Source organism: Arthrobacter sp. zg-Y844 (assembly GCF_024385465.1).
In the GTDB taxonomy this organism is placed as follows: Bacteria; Actinomycetota; Actinomycetes; order Actinomycetales; family Micrococcaceae; genus Arthrobacter_B.
On sequence record NZ_JANFLS010000004.1, the window covers coordinates 342,070 to 365,925 of the forward strand.

The window sequence follows — 23,856 nt, forward strand, 5'->3', positions numbered from 1 at the left end:
GGCAGCTGGAAGCATTCTGTCCGGATTTCCACAGAAGGCGACGGGCACGTGCAGGAGGACACCTGCGGCTACGCGGGCGCCACGGCCTGGGTAATCGACGGCGCCAGCTCCCTCTTGCCTCAGCTCGGGCTGCCCGGGCCCTCTGACCCGGCCTGGTATGCCCGGAACCTTGACCTGTTACTGACTGATGCCGCGGTTGCCGTTGGGGTTGCGCCCGCGCCGCAGGTGCTGGCCGATGCCCTGACCCGGATGGACCAGCTGGCCCGTACCCTGGCAGGCGAGGAGCGGATCCGTTTCCCGTCTGCGGCCCTGTGCCTGGCCCAGCTGACCGGGGACGGCGTGGAGATCCTGGCACTGGCGGACTGCCACGCGGTGGTGGAACTGGAAGACGGTTCGTTGGTGCACGTCACCCATGAACCCGCCGATATCCGGATCGGCACGGAACATTCGGCGGACCCGGCGCGCGAACGCGAGATGCGGGTACTGGACCGGGAACTGCGCAATACCCCGGGCCGGCTATGGGTCGCCCGGCGGGAAGCCGAAGCCGCTTACCAGGCCCGCACAGTCCGGCTCGGCCCGGCACGGCGGGTAGTGCTCGCATCCGACGGCGCCTGGCGGGCAGTGGACCTGGGCATTGTCGACGGGCCGGGCGGCTTCCTGGCGGCGGCAGGCTCCGCCGTCCCCGCCCAGGAGATGCTGCTGGCCCTGCGCACGCTGCAGTCCGAGCTGGGGGAAAGCGCTGACGATGCCACCATCCTGACCCTGGAAAGGACCTCCCATGACGGCTGACATTTCCTGCGACGTCCTGGTGATCGGCGGAGGGATCGCCGGCCTGTCCCTGGCCGCCGAACTAGCCTCGCGGCTGGCGGCATCCCCGGAAACCCGGGGGAGGGCCGGCGGGGTTGTCCTGGTGGAAGCTGAACCGACCTTGGGCTACCACACGTCTTCCCGCTCGGCCCGGCAGCTGATCCCCAGCTACGGTCCGCCCGTTATCCAGGACCTGACCCTGCGTACCCTGGCATTGATTCGGGCAGCGGAAGCAGATCTGCCCGAACCGATCCTGGCGCCCCGGAGCTTCCTGCTGATCGGGGATGAGGAGGCGGTGCGGGACAGGGCAAGCGCCCACATGCATCCGGTCATGCCGGCTGAAGCCCTGGGACTGGCTCCGGAGCTGCGGCCGGAGACTTTCAGTGCTGCGGGATTGGACACCACCTCGGTGTCCTGCAACACGGACGCCCTGCTGGAATTCCATCGGGCACGGCTGCTGGCAGCGGGGGGCCGGATTATCACCGGGCAGCGGGTCGAAGCTGCCCGGCAGGCAGGGGAGGGGACGCAGTGGAAAGTGTCTGCTCCGGGCATGCGTTTCCAGGCTTCAACGGTGGTCAACGCGGCCGGCGCCTGGGCAGACACTCTCGCCGGTGTCTTTGGGGCGCAGTCCCTGCGGCTCACGCCCTACCGCCGCACCGCCGCCGTCGTCGAGGTTGAGCGACCGCTGGAAGCCGGCGCACCGATGGTGGCTGACGCCTCTGACCGGTTCTACTACAGGCCGGAGGGCAGGCAGGTACTGATCTCGCCGTCGGAGAGTGAGCCAAGCGTGGCGGAGGATGCCCGGCCACGGAACGCGGATGTGCAGGCGCTCGTGAAAGTGGTGAACAGCGTCACAACCATGGGTATCACCGGGGTTGCCCGAGCCTGGACCGGACTGCGGACGGAGGCACCCGACGGGGTGCCCGTGGTGGGCTGGGACCCAGCCGTGCCGGGGTTCTTCTGGCTCGCGGGACAAGGCGGATACGGGTTCCAGACCTCGTCCGCCATCGCAGAGCTGGCAGCGGGGATCCTGCTTGGCGAGGCCGGGGGAAAAGAGGCCCGGAACGCCCTTAGCCCCGCTCGAGTGCAAGTGTGACGAAAGTCTCACCAATCGGCGCGTAACGAATCAGCCAAGGTGCGCGCGTATGGTCATTAGGGTCCCGAGACATGCCTAGAGTTGTACTAACAAGCGCGTTCCCAAAAACCCGAATGCATTAAAACTTCGGTGCCCGAAAGGTCAGTCTCAGTGCCAGATTTCTTGCCGCCAAAATTTGTTGGCGTGCAGCAGCGTCCGCTTTACATCCGGGTTCGTTCCATCCTGGAAATTCTCAGTACGCTGTGGCTGATTTCTGCCGTTATCGGCATTGGTTTCTTTTCCGGCGGGACCACATCGCTCGCCTTTTCCCTGATTCTTCTTTACGGCACGGGTGCGGCCCTGCTGGTTGTCATTACGGCGCTTTACCGCGTCCTTTCCCGTGCGGCACGCCAGCGGGTTGAGGCCGCCCCCGATGACAACGCCGCCGCCGTGTTCGTGGACACCACCCGGTCAGCGACCGAAGAAATCATGGCCGCTCTCCGTCCGGCCGCGCCGTATGGCCGCCCCGGCGTCTCCGTGCGGATGCCCCAGTCGGTGGATGCCCTGGATGTGGCCGCAGCCCTGACGGCACGGACGGCTGCAATGACCTCTGCCGTGGCCGCCGAGAAGTCCGCGGCCGCCGCCGCTGCGATGGTTGCTCCCGGAAAGTCGACTGGCAGCACGTCCGCAGTGAACAAGTCGGCCGTAAACAAGTCGGCCGTAAACAAGTCGGCCGTAAACAAGTCGGCCGTAAACAAGTCCGCCAGTAAGAAGAAGGCTGCTCCGAAGCAGCCTGCCCAGCCCAAGAAGGCACAGGCCGCCAAGTCCCGCCCCGCCAACAACAACGGCTCGCGCGGCACCGCCAGCCAGGCCTCCACTGCTCCGAAAAAGAACACCGGCGGCAAGAAGCCGGGTTCGGCCGGGAAAGGTTCCGGTGGGGAGAAGGCCTCCAGCAGCGGGTCTGCCGGAACCAAGAAGCCTGAACGAGCCGCGGCTCCGGAAGTGAGCATGCCCGGGATCCGCACGGCTCAGCAGGAAATTCTTCCCCGCCAGGCCGGTGCGCCGTCCTGCGGTCTGTCCGCCGGTGCAACCCGTCCCGCTGGTCCGGGCCTGCGTCAGCTCATCGCCGCCTGACCGTCCGCGGCGCCGCATACTCAGGTAGTTGTCAGGTTGTCTTCAGCACCTACCCAGACGGGCCGTTTATCGTCGTTAGTACCTCATAAGGGTGCGAGTGATGAATGGACCGAGTAGTGACCGGTCCGGACGCCGGCAGACTAGGGTTGTTTCCCCCAACCAGCCCCAAGTCTGCCGGCGTTTTCCCTTTTAACCCGCAGGTCTTGCCGGCCCGGTGCTATTCGGCGCTGAACTCGCGGAATTCTCCGGTGGCCGGGGAAAAGGATTCCTCCACGCCGACCACCACGCCCGGAGCCTTCGGGCCGCGCAGGAATTCCCGAAGTCCGTCCAAGGCCGGTTCCCTGCCCTCGGCCACCACATGGACGGATCCGTCCGCCGCGTTGGAGACCACGCCGGTCAGGCCCAGCCGCACGGCCTGCCGAAGGGTGCGGTACCGGAATCCGACGCCTTGGACCTCCCCGGTAATCCGGGCCGTCAGCCGGCGGGCGGTTCCTTCCGGATGCTCTTGCTCGTTCATCTGGACAGCGTAGCTGCATCTGCACAGCGTCGCGCGGGGTGGCCGCACGGGAGCGCCGCGGGATCGCCCCAGGGCGGCCGGAGGTTCTTCGAAGCGAAAATCAGTGCAGGCGGGTTCCCAGCTCTGCCTCCACCGCTGCCAGCAGGGAGCCGCCGTCGACGAGCACCCTGAGAGCCTCGATTTCCGGGGCGAGGTACCGGTCCGGACCGGGCCCGGGGACAACACTCCGAATCACGGCCCGTGCCGCCGTCACTGCGGGAGCGCTGCGGGAAGTGGCCGTGCCGCCGTCGCGCATGTCCAGCCCCCGCGCCGAGGTCAACAGCTCAATGGCCAGTACCCGGGTCAGTCCGTCCAGCGCCCGGCGCAGCTTCAGGCCCGCCGCCCAGCCCATCGAGACATGGTCCTCCTGCATGGCGGAGGACGGGATGGAATCCACCGATGCCGGCACCGCCAGTCGCTTGAGCTCCGAGACAATTCCGGCCTGCGTGTACTGCGCGATCATGTGCCCGGAGTCCACACCGGGGTCGTGGGCGAGGAAGGCATTGAGGCCGTGGCTGCGGGACCGGTCCAGGAACCGGTCGGTGCGCCGCTCGCTCATGGAGGCAACGTCCGCGACGGCGATGGCCAGGAAATCCAGCACATAGGCCACCGGCGCACCGTGGAAGTTGCCGTTGGACTCCAACCGTCCGTCCAGCGTCACCACCGGGTTGTCGATGGCTGAGGCCCGCTCGGCTGCGGCCACGGCTTCGGCATGCAGCAGCGTGGAGCGGGTGGCGCCATGAACCTGGGGCGCGCAGCGCAGCGAGTAGGCATCCTGCACCCGGGTGAATCCGCCCGTCTTCTGCTCCTCGATCAACGCCGATCCGGACAGGACCGAGCGGATGTTCTCCGCCGACTCGCTTTGCCCGGCCTGGGGCCGCAGCGCCTGGAGGTCGGCGGCAAACACACTGTCGCTGCCGAGCAGGCCTTCCACGCTCATGGCCGCGGCGAGATCCGCCGTGGCCAGCAGCCGGTGCAGGTCCGCAATGGCCAGGGTCAGCATCCCCAGCATCCCGTCCGTGCCGTTAATGAGCGCCAGTCCCTCCTTCTCCTGCAGCTCCACCGGTTCCAACCCGGCCGCGGCGAGCGCTGCCGAGGCGGGCACCAGCTGCCCGCCGGCGTCGCGCACTTCCCCTTCACCCATCAGCGCCAGGGCACAGTGGGAGAGGGGAGCGAGGTCTCCGGAGCAGCCCAGGGAGCCGTACTCGCCGACCACAGGGGTGATGCCCGCGTTGAGTATCCCCGCGTAGGCCAGCGCGACGGCGGGACGCACTCCGGTCCGGCCCGTGGCCAGCGTGGCCAGGCGGTTGAGCATCAGGGCACGCACCACTTCCCGGTCCACTTCGGAGCCCGACGACGCCGCGTGGCTGCGGATCAGCGAGCGCTGCAGCTGGATGCGCTGCTCCGGCGGGATCTGCTTGACCGCCAGGGCACCGAATCCGGTGGAGACGCCGTAGTGCGGCTTGTCGTCTGCGGCCAGGGCCTCGATGACCCCGCGCGAGGAGGCCATGGCAGCCAGGGCCTCGGGAGCCAGCGCCACCCGCACCCCGTGCCGGGCGACGGCGAGGATATCCTCGCCGGAGAGCGGACCAACCCCCAGCTCGACGGCGGCGTCCACGTTGTTGTTGCGTAGCTGCATGCTTGTTCCTTCTGCGCTTGGAGGGCCCCGGTTGCTATCCATCTTGCCCTTTCAACCCGGTGCGGAGAGGGACCCGGACGGATTCGGCTTCTGGGATCCCAGACACTGGCCTAGACTCTGGACATGCCAGCCGCCTATACCCGTGTCCAGGTCCCGGCCGCAGCCCAGGTCCTGGCCATCCTGCGCTATCTGGGCCAGCAGGCCGGTCCGGTCAGTGCGTCCGCGGTCGCGCGGGACCTTTCCTTGCCGCGCTCCACCACCTACCACCTGCTCGCGGCGCTGGTAAGCGATGGTTTTGCCGTGCACCTGCCGGAAGAACGCCGGTATGCCCTCGGTGCTACGGCACACGAAATGGGCACCGGCTATGCCCGGCAGGCTCCGCTGCAGCGGATTGCCCGGTTCCCGCTGCGCCGGCTGGTGGCGCAGACCCGCTTCACCGCGCATCTGGCAGTGCTGCAGGGAACGGACGTGATTTACGTGATCGAGGAACGGGCTCCGCGCCAGCAGCCGCTGGTAACCGACGCCGGCATCCGGCTTCCGGCACACCGGACTGCCAGCGGCCGGGTCCTGCTGGCCGGGATGACCGGTGCCCAGCTGCGGGCGCTCTATCCGGATCCGGGGACGGTACGGTCCTCCCGCAGCAGCGGCGCCGGCCTGCCGGGCCTGCTTGAAGAGGTCCGACGGCGCGGCTATGCCTGGGAAGAGAATGAAGTCACCGAGGGATTCTCTTCCATTGCCGTGCCCGTACCGGACCGCTCCGGGCACGCGGTCGCCGTCCTGACCCTGACCGCGCCCAACCTGGCCCCGCCACCGGGCATCCAGGCGCTGGCAGACCAGGTCCTGCCCGATCTGCTGCGGTGCGCCGCAGAGCTTTCCCGCCGGCTCGGCGCCCGGCCGCAGCCTGCTCCCAATGTGTCTGGCATCCCAGACGTCCGCAGCGGGGTGGATGACCCCTGAACCGCCCGGGGCTACGGTCTGGCTATGTCTTCCACCTCTGACCCGTCCCGCCGCATCCGGGCGCCCCGCGGCACCACCCTCACCGCGCACAGCTGGCAGACCGAGGCGCCGCTGCGGATGCTGATGAACAACCTGGATCCGGAAGTAGCCGAACGGCCCGAGGACCTGGTGGTCTACGGCGGCACCGGACGGGCCGCCCGCAGCTGGGAGGCCTACGACGCCATCATCCGGACCCTCTCCACGCTGGCCGACGATGAAACACTGCTGGTGCAGTCGGGCAAACCAGTGGGGGTTTTCCGCACCCACGAATGGGCGCCGCGTGTCCTGATCGCCAACTCCAACCTGGTGGGGGACTGGGCCACCTGGCCCGAGTTCCGCCGGCTGGAAGCGGAGGGCCTGCTGATGTACGGCCAGATGACGGCCGGTTCGTGGATCTACATCGGCACCCAGGGCATCCTGCAGGGCACTTTTGAAACCTTCGGAGCCGTGGCCCGTAAGCTCTTCGGCGACGAAAACGCCACTCTGGCCGGCACCCTGACCCTGACCGGCGGCTGCGGCGGAATGGGCGGCGCGCAGCCGCTGGCTGTCACGCTGAACGGCGGAGCGGTCCTGATTGTCGACGTTGACGAGGCCCGCCTGCGCCGACGCGTCGGGAAGCGCTACCTGGACGAGGTGGCACCGGACCTGGACACCGCCGTCGCCCGCGTCATGGCTGCACGGAACGAAAGACGTGCCCTGTCCGTGGGGCTGGTGGGCAACGCCGCGGAAGTGTTCGAGGAACTGCTGCGCCGGCAGCTGGCCGGGGAGGTCACCATCGACATTGTTACCGACCAGACCTCCGCCCACGACCCGCTGAGCTATCTGCCCGCCGGCATCCCCGTGGACCGCTGGCAGGCCGAAGCCGCCGCGGACCCGGAAGGCTTCACCAAGCAGGCCCGCGAGTCCATGGCCCGGCAGGTTGCCGCCATGGTCGGGTTCCAGGACGCGGGCGCCGAAGTCTTCGACTACGGCAATTCCATCCGGGACGAGGCACGCCAGGGCGGCTATGCGCGGGCCTTCGACTTCCCCGGCTTTGTCCCCGCGTACATCCGTCCGCTTTTCTGCGAGGGAATGGGGCCCTTCCGCTGGGTGGCGCTCTCCGGCGATCCGCAGGACATCGCGGTGACCGATGCAGCCATCAAGGAGCTGTTCCCCGAGAACTTCCGCCTGCACCGCTGGATCGACGCCGCGGCCCAACACGTCGAGTTCGAAGGCCTGCCCGCGCGCATCTGCTGGCTGGGCTACGGCGACCGGGCCAAGGCCGGGCTCCTGTTCAACCGGCTCGTCGCCGAAGGCAAGGTGAGTGCGCCCATTGTGATCGGCCGGGACCACCTGGATTCGGGGTCGGTGGCCTCTCCCTACCGGGAGACCGAGGCCATGGCGGACGGGTCGGATGCCATTGCGGACTGGCCGCTGCTCAACGCCCTGCTGAACACCGCTTCCGGAGCCACCTGGGTGTCCCTGCACCACGGCGGCGGCGTGGGCATCGGCCGGTCCATCCACGCCGGCCAGGTGGGCGTGGCGGACGGAACCGAGCTGGCCGCCCGTAAACTGGAAACCCTTCTGACCAATGATCCGGGCACCGGCGTGATGCGGCACGCGGACGCCGGCTACTCCCGGGCCGCGGACGTCGCCGCCGAACGCGGAGTACGCATCCCCATGAACGAATAAGCACCCCGCCTGGAGAAAACCATGGACACTGACACTGTTACCGGCCTGCTCGCTTCCATTGCCGACGTCGGACGGGATTCCCGGCGCGGCGGCTACTCGCGCCCGGTGTTCTCCACGCCGGAGCTGACGCTGCGCGAGTGGTTCCAGGCGGAAGCCCGAAGTCGCGGACTGGACGTGGAAACGGACCGCAACGGCATCCTCTGGGCCTGGTGGGGGCAACCCGAACGCGGGGCACTCGTGACCGGCAGCCACCTGGACTCCGTGCCGGGCGGCGGAGCTTTCGACGGGCCGCTGGGGGTGGCCTCCGCGCTCGCCGCCGTGGACCTGCTGCGTGAGCGGGGAATCAGCCGCAACCGCTCCCTGGCCATCACCGTCTTCCCGGAAGAGGAAGGGTCCCGCTTCGGCGTGGCCTGCCTGGGTTCGCGGCTGCTGACCGGCGAAATCGATGCTGACAAGGCCCGGAACCTGCGCGATGCGGACGGCACCACCTTTGCGGACGCCGCCCGGGCCAACGGACTCGACCCCGCGCGGCTGGGACGCGACGACGAGGCGCTGGCCCGGATCGGGGACTTCGTGGAACTGCATGTGGAGCAGGGCCGCGGGCTCGGCGAGGACGGACCGGCGGTGGCCGTAGGCGGATCCGTGCTGGGCCACGGCCGCTGGCGGATCAGCGTTTCCGGGCAGGGGAACCATGCCGGCACCACGGCCATGGCGGACCGCGCCGATCCCATGGTTGCCGCCGCCCAGATCATCCTCGCCGTGCAGAAGGCCGCCGAAGCCGTCGACGGCGCCCGGGCCACGGTGGGCCGGATCGCGCCGGTGCCCGGCGGCACCAATGTCATCGCCTCCCGGGTGGACCTCTGGCTCGATGCCCGGCACCCCGACGACGCCACCGCGCTGGCCCTCGTGGAAAGCATCCACGGCAAGGCGCAGAAAATCGCCGCGTTCGAAGGCTGCACCGTCTCCCTGACACCGGAATCCTGGACCGGCGCAGTCAGCTTCGACGCCGCACTGGGCCGCAGCCTGGAACTGGCTCTTCCGGGAGCCCCGGTGCTGGCCACGGGGGCGGGGCACGACGCCGGCATCCTCGCCGGACACGTGCCCTCCGGAATGCTGTTTGTCCGCAACCCCACCGGGATCTCGCACTCCCCGGAGGAACACGTGGAAGCCGACGACGCCGACGCCGGAGCCGTGGCGCTTGCCGACGCGCTGGAGGCGCTGCTGTGAGCGGTGCGGCGGGCCCCACTGCCGCCGGTCCTTCGATCGAGGGTGCTGCCGTCTGGTGTGAGGCGGGGTGGTACGAGGGCAGTATCCGGGAAGGCATCCGGCTGACGGTCGACTCCGCCGGTATCGTTACGGCGGCCGTGCCCGGGACGGAAGCCGAACCCGGGGACCTGGTGCTGTCCGGCGTCGTCTTCCCGGCAGCCGCCAACGCCCACTCGCACGCCTTCCACCGGATGCTGCGAGGACGCACCCACACCGCCGGGGACTTCTGGAGCTGGCGGGAGCAGATGTACTCGGCCGCGGGCACCCTCACGCCGGAACTCTACGAGCAGCTGGCGACGGCGGTGTTCGCGGAGATGGTGGTCTCGGGATACACCAGCGTGGCCGAATTCCACTATGTACACCATGCCCCGGACGGGTCCGCCTATCCCGGGCACGGAATGGAACTGGCCCTGGCCCGGGCCGCAGTTGCCGCCGGCATCCGGCTGACCCTGCTGGACACCTGCTATCTTTCCGGCGGTTTCGGGCCCGGCGGGTCCGGGACGCCGCTGGACGCCCGGCAGCGGCGGTTCGGGGACGCCGACGCCGATGCCTGGCTGGAGCGTTTCGCGTCGCTGCAGGCCGCGGCCGGGGAGCGGTTCGATCCGGAGCAGGTGAGTGTCGGGGCCGCCCTGCACTCGGTCCGCGCCGTACCGGAAGCTGCGCTGGCCCGTATCGCGGAGCGGCTCCCGGCCGGGATTCCGCTGCACATCCACCTGTCCGAACAGCCGCAGGAAAACGCCGGCTGCCTGGCCGCCACCGGGCTGACCCCCACCGGGCTGCTGCACCGGCACGGGCTGCTCGGCCCCCGGCTCTCGGCCGTCCACGCCACGCACCTGACGGACGCCGACATCGCCCTGCTGGGAGAGGCCGGGGCCACTGCGGTGTTCTGCCCCACCACGGAAGCGGACCTCGCTGACGGACTTGGCCCGGCGGGAGCTCTGCGGAACGCCGGAGTTGCCCTGGCGCTGGGCAGCGACCAGCACGCCGTCGTCGATCCGTGGCTGGAAATGCGGGCGCTGGAATACGGAGAGCGGCTGCGGACCGGAAGGCGCGGGGCGTTTACCCCGGCGGAACTGCACGCCGCCGCGTCCGACGCCGGGACCGCCGCTCAGGCACGCACAGCCCCCGGGCTGGAACCGGGGAAGGCCTGCGACCTCATGGCCGTGGACCCGCACAGCCTGCGCACCACCGGGTCACGGCCCGACCAGCTGGCCTTCTCCGCCACCGCTGCGGACGTGACCGCCGTCGTCGTCGGCGGCCGGCTGCGCGCCCGGAACGGTTCGCACACTTCGCTGGGAAACCCGGCCGCCCTGTTGCGGGAGGCCATTGCCGCCGTCGACTCTGCGGCCGCTCCGATGGACAAAACCCGCTTGGAAGGAACCCGGCGCCCATGAGCTCCGCTTCAACACTGGTCACGAACATCGGCGAACTCTCCACCCAGGACGACACCGCGGACACCCCCGTGCTGCGGGACGCGGCCGTGGTGTTCGAGGGGGAACGGATCAGCTGGATCGGCCCGGCGGGGAACGCACCGGCGGCAGACGAGGTCATCGACGCCGGGGGACGGGCCGGACTGCCCGGCTGGGTGGACTCGCACACCCATCTGGTGTTTGCCGGGGACCGCAGCGGGGAGTTCGAGGCACGGATGGCGGGGCAGGCCTACGCAGCCGGCGGGATCGCCGTCACTACGGAAGCCACCCGGGCGGCGTCGGACTATGACCTGACCCGGATGCTCCTGGCCCGGGCCGCCGAAGCCGCGGCGGGCGGCACCACGTACCTGGAAACCAAGACCGGCTACGGGCTGAGCGTGGAGGAGGAACGCCGGCATGCCCGGATCGCCTCCACGGTGGCGGACGCCGTCACGTTCCTGGGCGCGCACCTCGTCCCGGACGGAGCCGACGCCGACGAGTACACGGAGCTGGTCTGCACCGACATGCTCGCTGCGGTGCGCCCGTACGTCCAGTGGGCGGACGTCTTCTGCGAAAAGGGAGCCTTCACCGAGGAGCAGTCCCGCCGGGTGCTGCAGGCGGCCCGGGATGCGGGCCTGGGGCTGCGGGTGCATGGAAACCAGCTCGGCCCGGGGGCCGGGGTGCGGCTCGCCGCGGAGTTCGGGGCGGCCAGCGTCGACCACGTGAACCACCTGCCCGACGACGACGTCGCCGCGCTCGCGGACACATGGTCCGGGTGGGACCCGGGTACCGGCGTTCCCGGAACCGTCGCAACGTGCCTGCCCGCCTGCGACCTGTCCACCCGGGCACCCCTGGCTCCGGCACGGAAACTGTTGGACGCCGGGGTGCAGGTGGCATTGGCTTCCAACTGCAACCCGGGAACGTCCTTCACCAGCTCCATGGCTTTCTGCGTGGCCACCGCCGTGCTCCAGATGGGACTGACCGTGCAGGAAGCCGTCCGGGCCGCCACTTACGGCGGCGCCCTGGCACTGCGGGTGCACACCGGGTCCGACCGGGACGGTGCCCGGGCTGTCGGCTCGCTCGCCGTCGGACACCGTGCCGACCTGCAGCTGCTCAACGCGCCCTCAGCTGCCCATCTGGCGTATCGGCCCGGCATGCCGCTGACCGGCATGGTGTTTCGAGCCGGGGTGCCGGTGCGCCGCTGAGCGGGGCCGCGGGGCATGGTCCAGGTTCGATACGAGAGTCGGTAAGCCCGCCTCCTGCATGCCGATGTGTCCGGCACAATGGTGTCCATGCGCGCTGCCTTCCCCTCCGCCCCCGCCGAATCCCTGGATCCGCGGGCCCGCCGGATGCTGGTGTTCGAAATCCTGATTGTGCTGGGGCTTTCGCTCGGCAGGTCCGGGGTCTATGCCGTCGTCGAACTCATTGAGAAAGCCACCCAGGCACCGTTGGGCGACCAGACCACCACGTTGAATCCGGTCCTTGATGATCGGCCGTACTTCGACCTGGTGTACCAGCTGCTGGGGATCTTCTTCTCCCTGCTGCCCGTGGCGCTGGTCCTGTTCCTGCTGACCGAACCCGGGAAATCCGCGTTCCGCCGGATCGGGTTCACGTTTGCCCGGCCGCTTCGGGACTTCGCGTTGGGGGTGGCCCTGGCAGCGGTCATCGGTATCGGGACGCTTGGCGTTTACGCAGCCGGACGGGCACTGGGCATCACCACCGCAATTGTTCCGGCAGCCCTGGACACCTACTGGTGGACGCTGCCGGTGCTGATCCTCTCTGCCATGCGGCATGCCGTGCTCGAGGAAGTCATTGTGGTGGGCTATCTGTTCCTGCGGCTGCGGCAACTGGGCTGGGGGACGCCGGCGATCATCCTCACCAGCGCCCTGATCCGGGCCAGCTACCACCTCTACCAGGGGATCGGCCCAGGCATCGGGAACTTCCTGATGGGCCTGCTCTTCGGCTACGTCTACACCAGGACGCGGCGGGTGATGCCGCTGGTGATTGCGCATGCGCTGGTGGACATTGCCGGGTTTGTCGGGTTCGCATTGTTCGGTTCGGCCATCGGGATCGGCGACTAGGCGGGCACCGCGACTCGGCCGGCACATAGGATGGCCCGGTGACACTGATGACCCGCTGGGGTGCAGCCCTGGACCCCGAATCCGTCCTGCCGGAATACCCCCGACCCCAGCTGGCCCGCGACAGCTACCTCAATCTCAACGGCTACTGGCAGTACGCCATCACCGGCGCCCGCCGGGAGCAGCCGCCACGGGACGGGGACTGGGACGGGGACATCCTGGTGCCGTTCTCACCCGAGGCGCCGCTCTCCGGAGTGAACCGGCACCTCCAGCCGCAGCAGCTGCTCTGGTACCGGCGGACCGTAACCCTGCCGGAGGGCTTTGCGGGGGAGCGGGTACTGCTGCACTTCGGCGCCGTGGACTCCAGCTGCCGGGTCACGGTCAACGGCATTCCCGTGGGCGGGCATGACGGCGGCTACCTGCCGTTCTCCCTGGACATCACCGACGCGCTGGCTGCGGGTCCGGACGGCGGTTCCCCCGGGGCCGAGCACGAAATCGTGGTCCGGGTCCGGGACCTGAGTAACACCGGTTCCGCCAGCCGCGGCAAGCAGACCCTGGACCGAGGCGGCATCTGGTACACGGCGCAGTCCGGGATCTGGCAGACGGTCTGGCTGGAAGCGGTGCCGCAGGCGAGCATCTCCCGCCTGGTCCTCGTGCCGGACCTGGACTCGGTGACCGCCACGGTGCTGGTCGACGACGTTCGGTCCGCCCCGGACAGCACTGGCCTGCAGGCGGAAGTCACCGTATCCGCGGGCGGGCAGCAGGTGGCGGCCGCCGTCGTCGTTCCCGGAAACCCGGTGCGGATCCCGATTCCGGATCCGCACCTCTGGACCCCGGAGGACCCGTTCCTGTACGACGTCGCCGTGCGGCTGCTCACCGATGGGAAGGAAACCGACCGCGTGCGCAGCTACACGGCGCTGCGGACCGTCGGCACGGGGCCCGACGACGCCGGGCACCTGCGGCTGCTGCTGAACGGGCGGCCGTATTTCCACGCGGGCCTGCTGGACCAGGGGTACTGGCCGGACGGGCTGTATACCGCGCCGTCGGACGAGGCCCTGGCCTCCGACATCCGTGCGGCGAAGGACCTGGGCTTCAACATGCTGCGCAAGCACATCAAGATCGAGCCGCTGCGCTGGTACTACCATGCCGACCGGCTCGGCATCCTCGTCTGGCAGGACCTGGTCAACGGCGGCACGTCCTACAAGCACGCCGTGGTCACTGCCCCCGCGGTGGGTGCGGCGCACCGGGCCGACGGCGACTACGCCACCTTCGGGCGGACCGACGAGCAGGGCAGGGAACAGTTCCTGGCCGAACTGCACGGCACGGTGGAGCTGCTGGGCAACAGCCCGTCGATCGTGGTGTGGGTGCCGTTCAATGAAGGATGGGGCCAGTTCGATGCCAATGCCGTCGCCGAACTGCTGCGGGGCCTGGATCCGACCCGGACCATCGACCATGCCAGCGGCTGGCATGACCAGGGCGGCGGAGACCTCAAAAGCGTGCACGTCTACTTTGTGCCGTTCCGGCTGCGGAAGGGCTGGCTGGCCGGGGGCCGTGCAGTGGTGCTGTCCGAATACGGCGGGTACAGCCTGCGCATCCCCGGGCACACCTTCAACGACAAGGAGTTCGGCTACCGGCGGTTCCGGTCCCGGCGTGCCCTGGCCCGCGCCTACGAGCGGCTGCACCGGCGGCAGATTGAACCTGCGGTGGCCCGGGGGCTTGCCGCCACGGTCTACACCCAGCTCACCGACGTAGAGGACGAGGTCAACGGGCTTTTGACCTATGACCGCCGGGTGGTGAAGCTCGACGCCGAGCTGGTGCGGGGACTCAACGCGGGGCTTCTCCGGGCTGCCGGGGGCTGACCCGTCCGTCCATGACACGGCGGAAGGCTCCCGGCTGCATGCCCCGGGCGGATTCCCTCCGTTTTGGGAAAAGCCTGCCGGTTTGGGAAATCCCTGCCACTGCGCAGCGGAGGGATTTCCCAAACCGGCAGCAGAATCCCAAACCGGCAGCAGGATCAGTGCAGCCGGCCGATACGGGGGAGTCCGGCGTGGATCATGCGGCGCACAAGGCTCTCAGGATGCTCAGGCGGACGGCCTATGTCGCTCCAAGACCAGCGGACAAACCCGACGCCGGTGGCACGGATGGCGTCTTCCCTCCGTTTTTCCCGGGCAAGGGTTTCCCACGACGGTGAAAGAGCAGAGCCGTTGGCGCCATATTTCACTGCACCGTCGAACTCCCCAACCAGCATCTGGTCCTTCCAGTAAAAGTCCGACCGAAAGCGCCCCACGGGAGTGCTGAACTCCTGCTGGAGTTCCGGGGCAGGAAACCCTAATCGGTGCAGGACGGCGCGGGAATAGGATTCGCCGGCCGACTCGGAGCGGGAATCGCCGAAGTCAATTACACGACGAGCTTTGGCCTGCTTGGTCCGGACAGGCAGTTTTCGGGCCAAGTCACACAGGAGCTCTTTGCTCACGGCGGGCATATTGCGGGCGGCGTCCCGACGCAGCACGTGGTCCATGGCCGGAACTGCGCGCTCAAAGTCGAGATACGCAGCCATGTCCAACACGGTCTGTGCCCTGGAAGTGAGCAGCATGCCGTCGAAGGTTTCCAGGGGTTCCAGCAGCCTGCGTTCGGTCCACCGGAGGGCCCCGCGGCGCCGACCGTGGGAGGTGGAAGAGCCCAGCAGCAGTACTTCCGGCGACGCCCCGATAAGGGGAAACCCCCAAATTGCTGCTGCGGACTGCTGAATGAGGACACGATGCCCGGGCACCTGTTCCACGGTCGCCCGTACACGGACCCGGTTCTGTTCCCAGAGGGGCAGCTGCTGCCACGCATCGGCTCGGACGTAGACTCCGGCACGTAGGCGGATCAGTTCACCAGCCCGGCACCGCAGCGCCAGGGAACGGCGCCCGGCACCGAAGGCATCGGCGTCGGCGGCGAAAATCAGTTCAGGATCCATGTCCCCAAGGCTGGACATGCAGCAGCGGACCCGCGAGGGCAGGCGCCCCGTTTGTGGAAAACCCTCTGGTACCTCGGGCTGGAGAAGCCCTGCGGTTTGTCGCGATCCCTGCGGTTTGTGACAATTCCTGCGCCGCGCGGTGCGGGGATCCGGACAGACCGCAGGGATCCGGACAGGCTGCGGGGACAGGCCGCGGGGATCCGGACATGCCGCAGGGATCCGGACACGGTGCGGGGACAATCCGCAGGGATCCGGACAGGCTGCGGGGACAGACCGCAGGGATCCGGACAGACCGCAGGGATCCGGACAGACCGCAGGGATCCGGACAGGCTGCGGGGACAGACCGCAGGGATCCGGACACGCCGGACAGGCTGCGGGGATCCGGCAGGAAAAACCCGATCCGGCAGGAAAACCCCGAACCGGCAGCAGAAACCCAGTGCTAGATCTCGACAGGACCGTTCGCCGTGTCGAAGGTGACGGACATGATGCCCGGTGTACCCGCCGGAGCAATCCACGTGACATCCACGTTCTCCAGCGGCTTCTCCACGGGATGGCCCAGCCAGTCGGTGACGCGTGCAGCGGACCCGGCAATGGTCAGGGACTTCAGCTTCACCGAACCGGGCATCCCGGGAATGGCGTTGGAGGGGTGCAGTTCGTCGGTGCCGTCGTCCCAGCGGAGCAGATAGGGAACCTGCGGATCGGCAATCAATCCGTTGATGCCGATCTGCCGCCAGGTCAGCTCCTGGCCGTCGGGGAACTTGCGGTTGCCCGGCACGGAGGCCCGGCCGAGGCGTTCCTCGAAGGGGGAGAGATCGTCAACGGCAACACACCAGCCCATCCATCCGCCGCCGCATTCGGAGCGCTGGCGCACGGCCTGGCCGAACGGAGCCTTGTCCGACGCCGGGTGGTTCAGGACCTCCACCACCTCGACGTACTGGTTGTTGGCCAGGGGCAGGATCATATTGCGGGTACCGAATCGGGGGTGGACGCCACCCTTCACGTAATCGGCGCCGAGAGCAGCAGCAATCCTCTCGGTGGTGGCCAAAAGACCGTCGGATTCACAGGCATAAGAAACATGGTCCAAGCGCATGCGGCCCATTGTGGCACGTTGTGATACGCGTCTCGACCAAGGGAAGCCTAAGTGCGGAATGTTCCCGGCCGCAGCTCGGAATTACGGCGAAAAAGCGCCGATATTTCACGGTGCGTCATAGAGGTTGCGCGACGGCGGCATATCGGTTTCCATGGGTGCAGGTCATGAGTGCCAGCAGATAGCCCCGGCTTGCTGGCCGGCAACCCTCCAACCGCGGTGGGGTGCCCCGGGTGAAGACCTGGCCGTACGCCAAACGGGCGTCCGGCAAGCGCGGGTCCCACGACCCCACCGGACATCCGGCGTACCCGGATGCACCCCGGCGGCGTTGTGCGGCCCCTGGTTTGAGGGAGCATCATGAGTGCAGATTGGTCATTTGAAACCCGCCAGATCCATGTAGGCCAGGAGCCGGACGCCGTCACCGGTGCCCGAGCCCTGCCGATCTACCAGACGACATCCTTCGTTTTTCCGAGTGCAGAGGCCGCCGCGAACCGGTTTGCCCTGGCCGAACTGGAACCGATCTACACCCGGATCGGCAACCCCACCCAGGAAGCGGTGGAAAACCGGATCGCTTCCCTTGAGGGCGGCGTCGGCGCCCTGCTGCTCGCGTCCGGGCAGGCGGCCGAAACCTTCGCGCTGCTGAACCTGGCGCAGGCCGGTGACCATGTGGTCGCCAGCCCCAGCCTCTACGGCGGCACCTACAACCTGCTCAAGCACACCCTGAAGCGGTTCGGCATTGAAACCACCTTCGTGCAGGACCCGGACAACCTGGACCACTGGCGCGATGCCGTCCGGCCCAATACCAAGGCCTTCTTCGGCGAGGTGGTCTCCAACCCCCGGCAGGATGTCCTGGACCTGGAAGGCATCAGCGCCGTGGCCCATGAGGCGGGCGTGCCGCTGATCGTGGACAACACGCTGTCGACGCCGTACCTCATCCGTCCGATCGAATGGGGAGCCGACATTGTGGTCCACTCGGCCACGAAGTACCTCGGCGGGCATGGGACGGCCATTGCCGGCGTCATCGTCGATTCGGGCAACTTTGACTTCGCCGCGGACCCGGAGAAGTTCCCCGGGTTCAACACCCCGGACGAAAGCTACAACGGGCTCGTCTACGCCCGGGACCTGGGCGTCAACGGGGCCCTCGGAGCGAACCTGGCCTTCATCCTGAAGGCGAGGGTGCAGCTGCTGCGGGACCTCGGGTCCGCGGTGTCGCCGTTCAACGCGTTCCTGATTGCCCAGGGACTGGAAACGCTGAGCCTGCGGGTGGAGCGGCACGTATCCAACGCCGTCGCCGTAGCGAACTGGCTCGAAGGCCACGACGACGTCGTGTCGGTTGCGTATGCGGGCCTGGAGTCCAGCCCGTGGTTTGCGCGCGGCCGCAGATACGGGCCGCGCGGCACCGGCGCCATTGTCTCCTTCGAGATCGAGGGCGGCGTCGACGCCGGCAAGCGCTTTGTGGACGGACTGGAGCTGCACTCGCACGTGGCCAATGTTGGAGACGTCCGTTCCCTGGTGATCCACCCGGCGTCGACGACCCACAGCCAACTGGGGGCCGAAGCGCAGCTGGCCGCAGGGGTCAGCCCGGGGCTGGTCCGGCTCTCGGTGGGCATCGAGCACATCGACGACATCCTCGCGGACCTTGACGCGGGGTTCCGGGCCGCCAAGGGAGCATAGCGACTGTGTCCCGGCACCCGGCACCCCGGCACGAGCCGCTGACGGTGCCCCCGCTGCAGCACCCCGCCGATGGGGTGCTGCAGTACGCCTCCATCGGCGGACTGGAGCTGGAAACCGGCGGGTACCTGCCCGACGTCGTCCTGGCCTACGAGACGTGGGGGCAGCTGGACCCGGACGCCGGCAACGCCGTGCTGATTCCGCATGCGCTGACCGGCAGCACCCACGTAGCCCGCGGGAGCAGCACCGAACCGGGCTGGTGGGACGAGCTTGTGGGCCCGGGCCGGACCGTGGACACTAACCGGTACTTCGTGGTCTCGGTTAACATGCTGGGCGGGTGCTACGGCTCCACCGGGCCTGCCTCGACGGACCCGGACGGATTGGCCTGGGGCTCACGGTTTCCGTTCGTCACCATCCGGGATTCGGTCCGGGCGGAGGCCCGGCTGGCGGACCGGCTCGGCATTGCCCGGTGGCATGCCGTGCTGGGCGGCTCGCTCGGGGGAGCTCGGGCGCTGGAATGGGCGGTGACCGAACCGGACCGGGTGCTGCACTGCGGGGTAATCGCAGCCACCGCAGCCAGCACGGCCGAGCAGATCGCGTTTGCCCAGGCGCAGCTGGCCGCTATCCGGCTGGATCCGGATTTCAACGGCGGGGACTATTACAACGGCATTCCTCCGCTGGCCGGCCTCGGCCTGGCCCGCCGCATTGCGCACATTACCTACCGGTCCGAACCGGAACTGGAATACCGGTTCGGGCGCAGTTCCCAGGCTTCCGAGGACCCCTTCGGTGCCGCCTCCCCGGCCGGAAGGGGCCGGTACTCCGTGGAGAGCTACCTGGACCACCAGGCCCGAAAACTGGCCGACCGGTTCGATGCCAACAGCTACCTGGTGCTCACCGAAGCCCTGGTCAGCCACGACGTCGCCCGGGGCCGGGGAACCCTGCGCGCGGCGCTCGCAGGCACGACGGCGGACTTCTTCATTGCCGCGGTGGAATCGGACCGGCTCTACTTTCCCCAGCAGTCGGCGGACCTGGCAGCGGCCCTGCCCCGGGGAACGCAGGTCCATCTCATTCGGGCGCCCATCGGGCATGACGGGTTCCTGACAAGCGTCCGGGAGATTTCCGGCGCCTTGAAGCGGGAAGTGTTTGGCTAGGACGCTTAGGCGTCCGGGGCCTCCATCAGCCAAAACGCTGCTCCGGTGGGGTCGGCCAGCTGGACCATCCGGCCGAAGTCGGAATCCTCGGGCACACTCAGCACCGATCCGCCCAGCTGCTCCGCCTGCTCGGCCGCGGCGTCGATATCGGCATGGCCGAAGTAGATCTCCCAGTGTGAGGGGATGTCCTCCGGCAGTTCAGCGGCGGCATCCATCACCCCGGCCACCGGGCGGCCGTTGCTCTGCAGCGTGGTGTAGCGGAACTCGTCCGTGTCTGAGAGGACCTCTGTTTCCCAGCCGAACACGTTCCGGTAAAACGCCAGGGCCGCCGGATAGTCATTGGTCATGAGCTCGTACCAGACCGGTGCCCGGGTCTCATCGATCCGCGCGAATCCCCGATGGGTGTCCGGCTGCCAGACACCGATGGCCGCTCCGGTGGGGTCGCCGAGCACCGCCGCCGTGCCCTGGTCCAGGGCACGCGCCGGGTCCAGCATCACCTGTCCTCCGGCGGCGGCAGCGGAACCGGCTGTGGCGCTGGCGTTGTCGGAGGCAAGGTACACGGTCCAGAAATCCGGGAACGTGTTCTCCGGCGGTTTCTGCATCATGCCGGCCACCACGTCTCCGTTGTGCCGGAAGTGGAGGTAATGACCGGATTCCCTGCCCAGGTCCACGGCGTCCCAGCCGAGCAGCCCGGCGTAGAACTCCCGGGCCCGGGCAGGATCGGAGGAGGCCAGATCCGCCCAGCAGGGGGAACCGGCAGGGAAACGTTCGGGTGCGGCAGGCATGGCGGGCCCTTTCCGGAGGAACGGCAGGGGATATCCGCAGTTATACCAACCCCGTTCGGCGGACAACAGGGGCCTACCCCTTGCCCGCCGCGGCAATTCGTGGGAGAACATTCCCCATGGCAGATCGGATCTCGCTTTCCGGCCGGGCGCAGTGCACCCCGGAGGTTCTCTGGCACGTGCTCGTTGATAACCGGGCGTCCTGGTGGCCGGACATGGACTTCGCCGCGCATCCGGGAGCGCCCCTGAAGGAACGGTGGAGCGAGGACGGAGTGGAGCACACCGCCACCGGTACGGTCCTGGCCGTCGCCCCCGGCCGGCTGCTTTCCTTCCGCTGGACCGCACCCGAATGGGGTGCCCATACGGTGGTCAGTTTCGAACTGACCGACGAAATAGATGCCACGGCGGTAGCGGTGACCGAGAGCGGCTTTGCGGCGCTCGACGCCGGTGTGGGCGCCGAACTCTCCGCAGCCCACCGGGAAGGCTGGGCCTTCCACCTGGCGAACCTCATTGAGCAGGCCGAAAAAACCGACCAGGCGCAGCAGGCGGGTGGTTCCTGAAAAACAGGTCTAGTCAGCTGATCCCTGCGGCATCCGCTGCCCGAACATCGGGCCGGCCTCGGGACGCTTGGCGGAGATCCCGTCTCCCGAGGACTGGTGCCGCACCCTGCGGACCACCCACGGGAACAGGAATTCACGGGCCCAGACCATGTCCTCGGAGCGGGCCGTCCGCCAGTTCTTTGCCGGCAGCGGCTTGGTCTCCAGGGGCTGCAGCGAATGCGGCACCTGCAGGGTATCCAGCACCATCGCGGCAATGGTGTGGTGTCCCAGCGGGGAGAAATGCAGGCGGTCCGGAGCCCACATCTGCGGATCATTCAACTCGCGCAGCGCCCACATGTCGGCAATGACGGCGCCGTGCCGCTTGGCTACGGTCCGCAGGTTTTCGTTGTAGACCGCCGCCCGGCCCCGGACACTGCCCAGCACAGGGGTACTCCCGAGATCCGGGCCGGTGAACAGGACCACTCCGGCGCCTGATCCGCGCAGCCGGGCCACGGCACCGTCCATGCGTTCGGCGAGCCGGTCCGGATCGCCGCCGGGACGGATCACGTCGTTGCCGCCTGCGCAGATGGTGACCAGGTCCGGCTTCAGGGCGAGGGCCGGCTCCAGCTGCTCGTCAATGATCTGGTTCAGCAGCCGTCCCCGGATGGCGAGGTTCGCGTAGGAAAAGTCGGGCTGGCCCAGAGCCAGTTCCTCCGCCACCCGGTCCGCCCAGCCGCGGTTGCCGCCCGGACTGTCCGGATTGGGATCGCCGATACCCTCGGTGAAGGAATCGCCCATGGCCACGAACCGGGACCACAGGTGCAGCGGCTGCTGCTCCTGCCGGGATTCGGGGGCGGAAACGGCTTCGGGCAAGGAATTTGTACTCACCGGTCAATACTTGCAAACCGACCCTTGGCTACGCGACCGTAGGTTGTAAATACCGGCATGCCAGAATAAAAGCATGACGAAATCCGCGTGGAATCCTGTTGTCCTCTGGTCCAAACCCGAAGCTGAACGGGCCGGCACCCCGCTGCTGGTGCTGTTCCACGGATACCTGGCCAATGAAGAGGACCTGATGGGGCTGGCCGATTACCTGCCCTCGGACTTCACCATCGCCTCGGTCCGGGCGCCGCAGCCCTCCGGGCCGGGCTACACCTGGTTCCCGCTGATGAGCGACGCCGATTACTCAGTGGACGCAGTGGTGGACTCGGTAGCGGACGTGGCCGCGTGGCTCGACATCGTTCGGGACAATCACACCAGCGTGAGCCTCCTGGGCTTTTCGATGGGGATGGCCGTGGCCACCACCCTCATGCGGCACCGGCCGCAGGACTTTGCCGCCGTCGTCGGACTCTCCGGTTTTGTGGTCCCTTCGCAGGACAACCCGTTCTTCCACGACGACGAACTGCAGCCGGGCGGCCTGCAGTTCTTCTGGGGCCGCGACCAGGCTGACCCGGTCATCGACGCGCCGCGGATCGAATACACGCATGCCTGGCTCAATGCCCACACCGCGCTGACCAAGATCCTCTATTCGAACATGGGCCACGGCATCAACATGCAGGAGCTGGGCCACGTGAAGGAGTTCCTGGTGCATACGGTGCTGCGTGCGGGCACCCGGGCGAACTAGCCCTCGCGGGTAATCCGCACCGTTTCGCCGTTGACGGAGACGAGGTCGCCGGCGTGCAGCTGGCGGCCGCGGCGCTCTTCTATGTCGCCGTTGACCTTGACCATTCCGTCTTCGATCAGCTGTTTGGCCTGGATGCCGTCCTCGGCCAGGTTGGCGAGCTTGAGCAGCTGGCCCAGGCGGATCATTTCGTCGCGGATGGGAAGGTCTTGGGCATCGGAAGAACTCATGCCTCCATTCTGCCCGACTTTCCCGCCGCTGCTTCCGCCGGCCGGTCCGAGCCGTTTGACAGTTGTAGGGTAGTCGGGTGCCAAATGCTGCTGTGCGGATGTCCCCGCTGATCGGTCTGCCCCTGTCCCTCCTTGCCGGGGTTGCCATCCCGTCCCAGGCCCGCGTCAACGGCGCCCTGGGGGAACGGCTCGACGACGGCCTGGCCGCCGCCCTGGTCAGCTTCCTGGTCGGGCTGGTCGTTATGATCGGCATCAGCCTGGCCCTGCCCCGCGGCCGGGCCGGCGTCGGGCAGCTGATTCCCTCGCTGCGGGAGCGGCGGTTTCCCCGCTACTACGTGCTGGCCGGCATGATCGGCGGCTACTTCGTGCTCTCCCAGACCCTGACGGTGGCCGTGCTGGGCGTGGCAGTGTTCACCGTCGCCGCCGTCGCGGGGCAGACCCTCACCGGGCTGGTGGTGGACCGGCTCGGTATTGGACCGGCCGGCAAGAAGGCGCTGACCGTGATGCGCGTAGTGGGCGCGGTGCTGACGATTGCCGCCGTGGCCTGGGCGGTCAGCCCGAAGCTGGGGGCCGGGGGAGAGCCGTCCGAATGGCTCCTGCCGGTGCTGCTGCCCCTGACCGCCGGCATGCTGATGAGTTTCCAGCAGGCCATGAACGGCACCACGGGCATGCATTACGGCACCCCCATCACCGCCACGCTGGTGAACTTCATTTCCGGCACCGTCCTGCTGGGCGCGATGTGGGGGATCAAGGTGGCGGTTTCGGGACCGGGCAATCCGCTGCCCGGCGAGTGGTGGCTGTACCTGGGCGGGCCGCTGGGCTGCATCTTCATCGGTGTCGGTGCCCTGCTGGTGCGCAGCCTGGGAGTCCTGCTGACCAGTCTCGGGCTCATCGGCGGACAGCTGATCGGCTCGCTGCTCCTGGACATTGTCTTCCCCGCGCCGGGCTCGGTAGTAGTGGCGGCAACGGTGCTCGGCACGCTGCTGACGCTGCTCGCCATCGTGCTGGCCACGCTGCCGTGGAACATGCCCGGCGGCGGTCCGTTCCGCCGTCGTCGTACCGGCCGGCCCCGGACGCAGTCCACCCCGCGCTGAGCGCGGAAAACGCCGCTCGCGCGGGCCGGTAGGTAAGCGGGGTGTCGCCGCCTTAAGCTGGTAGTTGTAGCTTTGCCCGGCGGCTCAGAAC

General features: G+C 68.4%; 22 protein-coding genes and 1 riboswitch. Of the genes, 15 read left to right on the top strand and 7 right to left on the bottom strand.

Annotation, left to right across the window (positions count from 1 at the left end):
* Window positions 1-48 precede the first annotated feature (48 nt).
* From NNX35_RS13960 to NNX35_RS13970, 3 genes are all read left to right on the top strand, one after another.
* Window positions 49-789 carry a protein phosphatase 2C domain-containing protein gene (locus NNX35_RS13960; RefSeq protein WP_255868079.1) on the top strand — a complete coding sequence of 247 codons (741 nt, stop codon included), beginning with the start codon at window positions 49-51 and terminating at the stop codon, window positions 787-789.
* Window positions 779-1,903 carry an FAD-binding oxidoreductase gene (locus tag NNX35_RS13965; protein WP_255868080.1) on the top strand — a complete coding sequence of 375 codons (1,125 nt, stop codon included), beginning with the start codon at window positions 779-781 and terminating at the stop codon, window positions 1,901-1,903. Before NNX35_RS13960 ends, NNX35_RS13965 begins: the two co-directional genes overlap by 11 nt.
* Before the next feature lie 183 nt (window positions 1,904-2,086).
* Window positions 2,087-3,016 (top strand): hypothetical protein, encoded by a 930-nt coding sequence (locus tag NNX35_RS13970; RefSeq protein WP_255868081.1) that lies wholly within the window; start codon window positions 2,087-2,089, stop codon window positions 3,014-3,016.
* A gap of 217 nt (window positions 3,017-3,233) precedes the next feature.
* Here the strand turns inward: NNX35_RS13970 and NNX35_RS13975 are convergent, their stop codons facing one another.
* The gene (locus NNX35_RS13975; protein ID WP_255868082.1) at window positions 3,234-3,533 is read right to left on the bottom strand and encodes an acylphosphatase; all 300 of its coding nucleotides are present in this window, start codon (window positions 3,531-3,533) and stop codon (window positions 3,234-3,236) included.
* 100 nt (window positions 3,534-3,633) lie between these two features.
* On the bottom strand, window positions 3,634-5,211 hold the full coding sequence (hutH, locus tag NNX35_RS13980; RefSeq protein WP_255868083.1) for a histidine ammonia-lyase: 1,578 nt from the start codon (window positions 5,209-5,211) through the stop codon (window positions 3,634-3,636).
* Between the two features lie 123 nt (window positions 5,212-5,334).
* Between hutH and NNX35_RS13985 the strand changes: the two genes are divergently transcribed.
* The 7 genes from NNX35_RS13985 (at window position 5,335) to NNX35_RS14015 (ending at window position 14,490) form a co-directional block, all read left to right on the top strand.
* Complete coding sequence (locus NNX35_RS13985; RefSeq protein WP_255767115.1) at window positions 5,335-6,168, top strand: IclR family transcriptional regulator; 834 nt, start codon at window positions 5,335-5,337, stop codon at window positions 6,166-6,168.
* A 24-nt stretch (window positions 6,169-6,192) separates the two neighbouring features.
* Window positions 6,193-7,878: a urocanate hydratase gene (gene hutU, locus NNX35_RS13990; RefSeq protein ID WP_255767116.1), complete on the top strand. Its 1,686-nt coding sequence runs from the start codon at window positions 6,193-6,195 to the stop codon at window positions 7,876-7,878.
* Window positions 7,879-7,899: 21 nt separating this feature from the next.
* Entirely contained in the window at window positions 7,900-9,105 is a 1,206-nt protein-coding gene (locus tag NNX35_RS13995; RefSeq protein WP_255767117.1) for an allantoate amidohydrolase, read from the top strand.
* Window positions 9,102-10,538: a formimidoylglutamate deiminase gene (locus NNX35_RS14000; protein WP_255767118.1), complete on the top strand. Its 1,437-nt coding sequence runs from the start codon at window positions 9,102-9,104 to the stop codon at window positions 10,536-10,538. Before NNX35_RS13995 ends, NNX35_RS14000 begins: the two co-directional genes overlap by 4 nt.
* A complete protein-coding gene (gene hutI, locus NNX35_RS14005) occupies window positions 10,535-11,758 on the top strand; it encodes an imidazolonepropionase (RefSeq protein ID WP_255767119.1) in 1,224 nt (407 codons plus the stop codon). The genes NNX35_RS14000 and hutI overlap by 4 nt, the downstream gene beginning before the upstream one ends.
* Window positions 11,759-11,845: 87 nt before the next feature.
* The gene (locus NNX35_RS14010) at window positions 11,846-12,634 is read left to right on the top strand and encodes a CPBP family intramembrane glutamic endopeptidase (protein WP_255767120.1); all 789 of its coding nucleotides are present in this window, start codon (window positions 11,846-11,848) and stop codon (window positions 12,632-12,634) included.
* Window positions 12,635-12,681: 47 nt separating this feature from the next.
* On the top strand, window positions 12,682-14,490 hold the full coding sequence (locus NNX35_RS14015) for a glycoside hydrolase family 2 protein (protein WP_255868161.1): 1,809 nt from the start codon (window positions 12,682-12,684) through the stop codon (window positions 14,488-14,490).
* A gap of 155 nt (window positions 14,491-14,645) precedes the next feature.
* On the opposite strand, the gene NNX35_RS14020 is transcribed toward NNX35_RS14015, so the two are convergent.
* Both NNX35_RS14020 and NNX35_RS14025 read right to left on the bottom strand, forming a co-directional pair.
* Window positions 14,646-15,590, bottom strand: coding sequence for a hypothetical protein (locus NNX35_RS14020; protein ID WP_255868084.1), 945 nt, complete (start codon window positions 15,588-15,590; stop codon window positions 14,646-14,648).
* Between the two features lie 439 nt (window positions 15,591-16,029).
* Window positions 16,030-16,680, bottom strand: a complete 651-nt coding sequence (locus tag NNX35_RS14025; protein WP_229953226.1) for a VOC family protein — start codon at window positions 16,678-16,680, stop codon at window positions 16,030-16,032.
* A gap of 160 nt (window positions 16,681-16,840) precedes the next feature.
* Window positions 16,841-16,957: riboswitch (SAM riboswitch) on the top strand.
* Between the two features lie 77 nt (window positions 16,958-17,034).
* Between NNX35_RS14025 and NNX35_RS14030 the strand changes: the two genes are divergently transcribed.
* Together NNX35_RS14030 and NNX35_RS14035 are read left to right on the top strand one after the other, a co-directional pair.
* On the top strand, window positions 17,035-18,351 hold the full coding sequence (locus NNX35_RS14030) for a bifunctional o-acetylhomoserine/o-acetylserine sulfhydrylase (protein WP_255868085.1): 1,317 nt from the start codon (window positions 17,035-17,037) through the stop codon (window positions 18,349-18,351).
* A 38-nt stretch (window positions 18,352-18,389) separates the two neighbouring features.
* Window positions 18,390-19,499, top strand: coding sequence for a homoserine O-acetyltransferase (locus tag NNX35_RS14035; protein ID WP_255868162.1), 1,110 nt, complete (start codon window positions 18,390-18,392; stop codon window positions 19,497-19,499).
* Window positions 19,500-19,504: 5 nt separating this feature from the next.
* On the opposite strand, the gene NNX35_RS14040 is transcribed toward NNX35_RS14035, so the two are convergent.
* Window positions 19,505-20,284 (bottom strand): VOC family protein, encoded by a 780-nt coding sequence (locus NNX35_RS14040; protein WP_255868086.1) that lies wholly within the window; start codon window positions 20,282-20,284, stop codon window positions 19,505-19,507.
* Window positions 20,285-20,400: 116 nt separating this feature from the next.
* Between NNX35_RS14040 and NNX35_RS14045 the strand changes: the two genes are divergently transcribed.
* The gene (locus NNX35_RS14045; RefSeq protein WP_255868087.1) at window positions 20,401-20,841 is read left to right on the top strand and encodes an SRPBCC domain-containing protein; all 441 of its coding nucleotides are present in this window, start codon (window positions 20,401-20,403) and stop codon (window positions 20,839-20,841) included.
* Window positions 20,842-20,850: 9 nt separating this feature from the next.
* Here the strand turns inward: NNX35_RS14045 and NNX35_RS14050 are convergent, their stop codons facing one another.
* Complete coding sequence (locus NNX35_RS14050) at window positions 20,851-21,693, bottom strand: SGNH/GDSL hydrolase family protein (protein ID WP_370647089.1); 843 nt, start codon at window positions 21,691-21,693, stop codon at window positions 20,851-20,853.
* Window positions 21,694-21,781: 88 nt separating this feature from the next.
* On the opposite strand from NNX35_RS14050, the gene NNX35_RS14055 reads away from it, so the two are divergent.
* Window positions 21,782-22,444: an alpha/beta hydrolase gene (locus NNX35_RS14055; protein ID WP_255868088.1), complete on the top strand. Its 663-nt coding sequence runs from the start codon at window positions 21,782-21,784 to the stop codon at window positions 22,442-22,444.
* Here the strand turns inward: NNX35_RS14055 and NNX35_RS14060 are convergent.
* The gene (locus NNX35_RS14060) at window positions 22,441-22,671 is read right to left on the bottom strand and encodes an RNA-binding S4 domain-containing protein (RefSeq protein WP_229953222.1); all 231 of its coding nucleotides are present in this window, start codon (window positions 22,669-22,671) and stop codon (window positions 22,441-22,443) included. The two genes, NNX35_RS14055 and NNX35_RS14060, sit on opposite strands and share 4 nt — an antisense overlap.
* Before the next feature lie 98 nt (window positions 22,672-22,769).
* On the opposite strand from NNX35_RS14060, the gene NNX35_RS14065 reads away from it, so the two are divergent.
* A complete protein-coding gene (locus NNX35_RS14065) occupies window positions 22,770-23,765 on the top strand; it encodes a DMT family transporter (RefSeq protein WP_255868164.1) in 996 nt (331 codons plus the stop codon).
* Window positions 23,766-23,856: the final 91 nt, after the last annotated feature.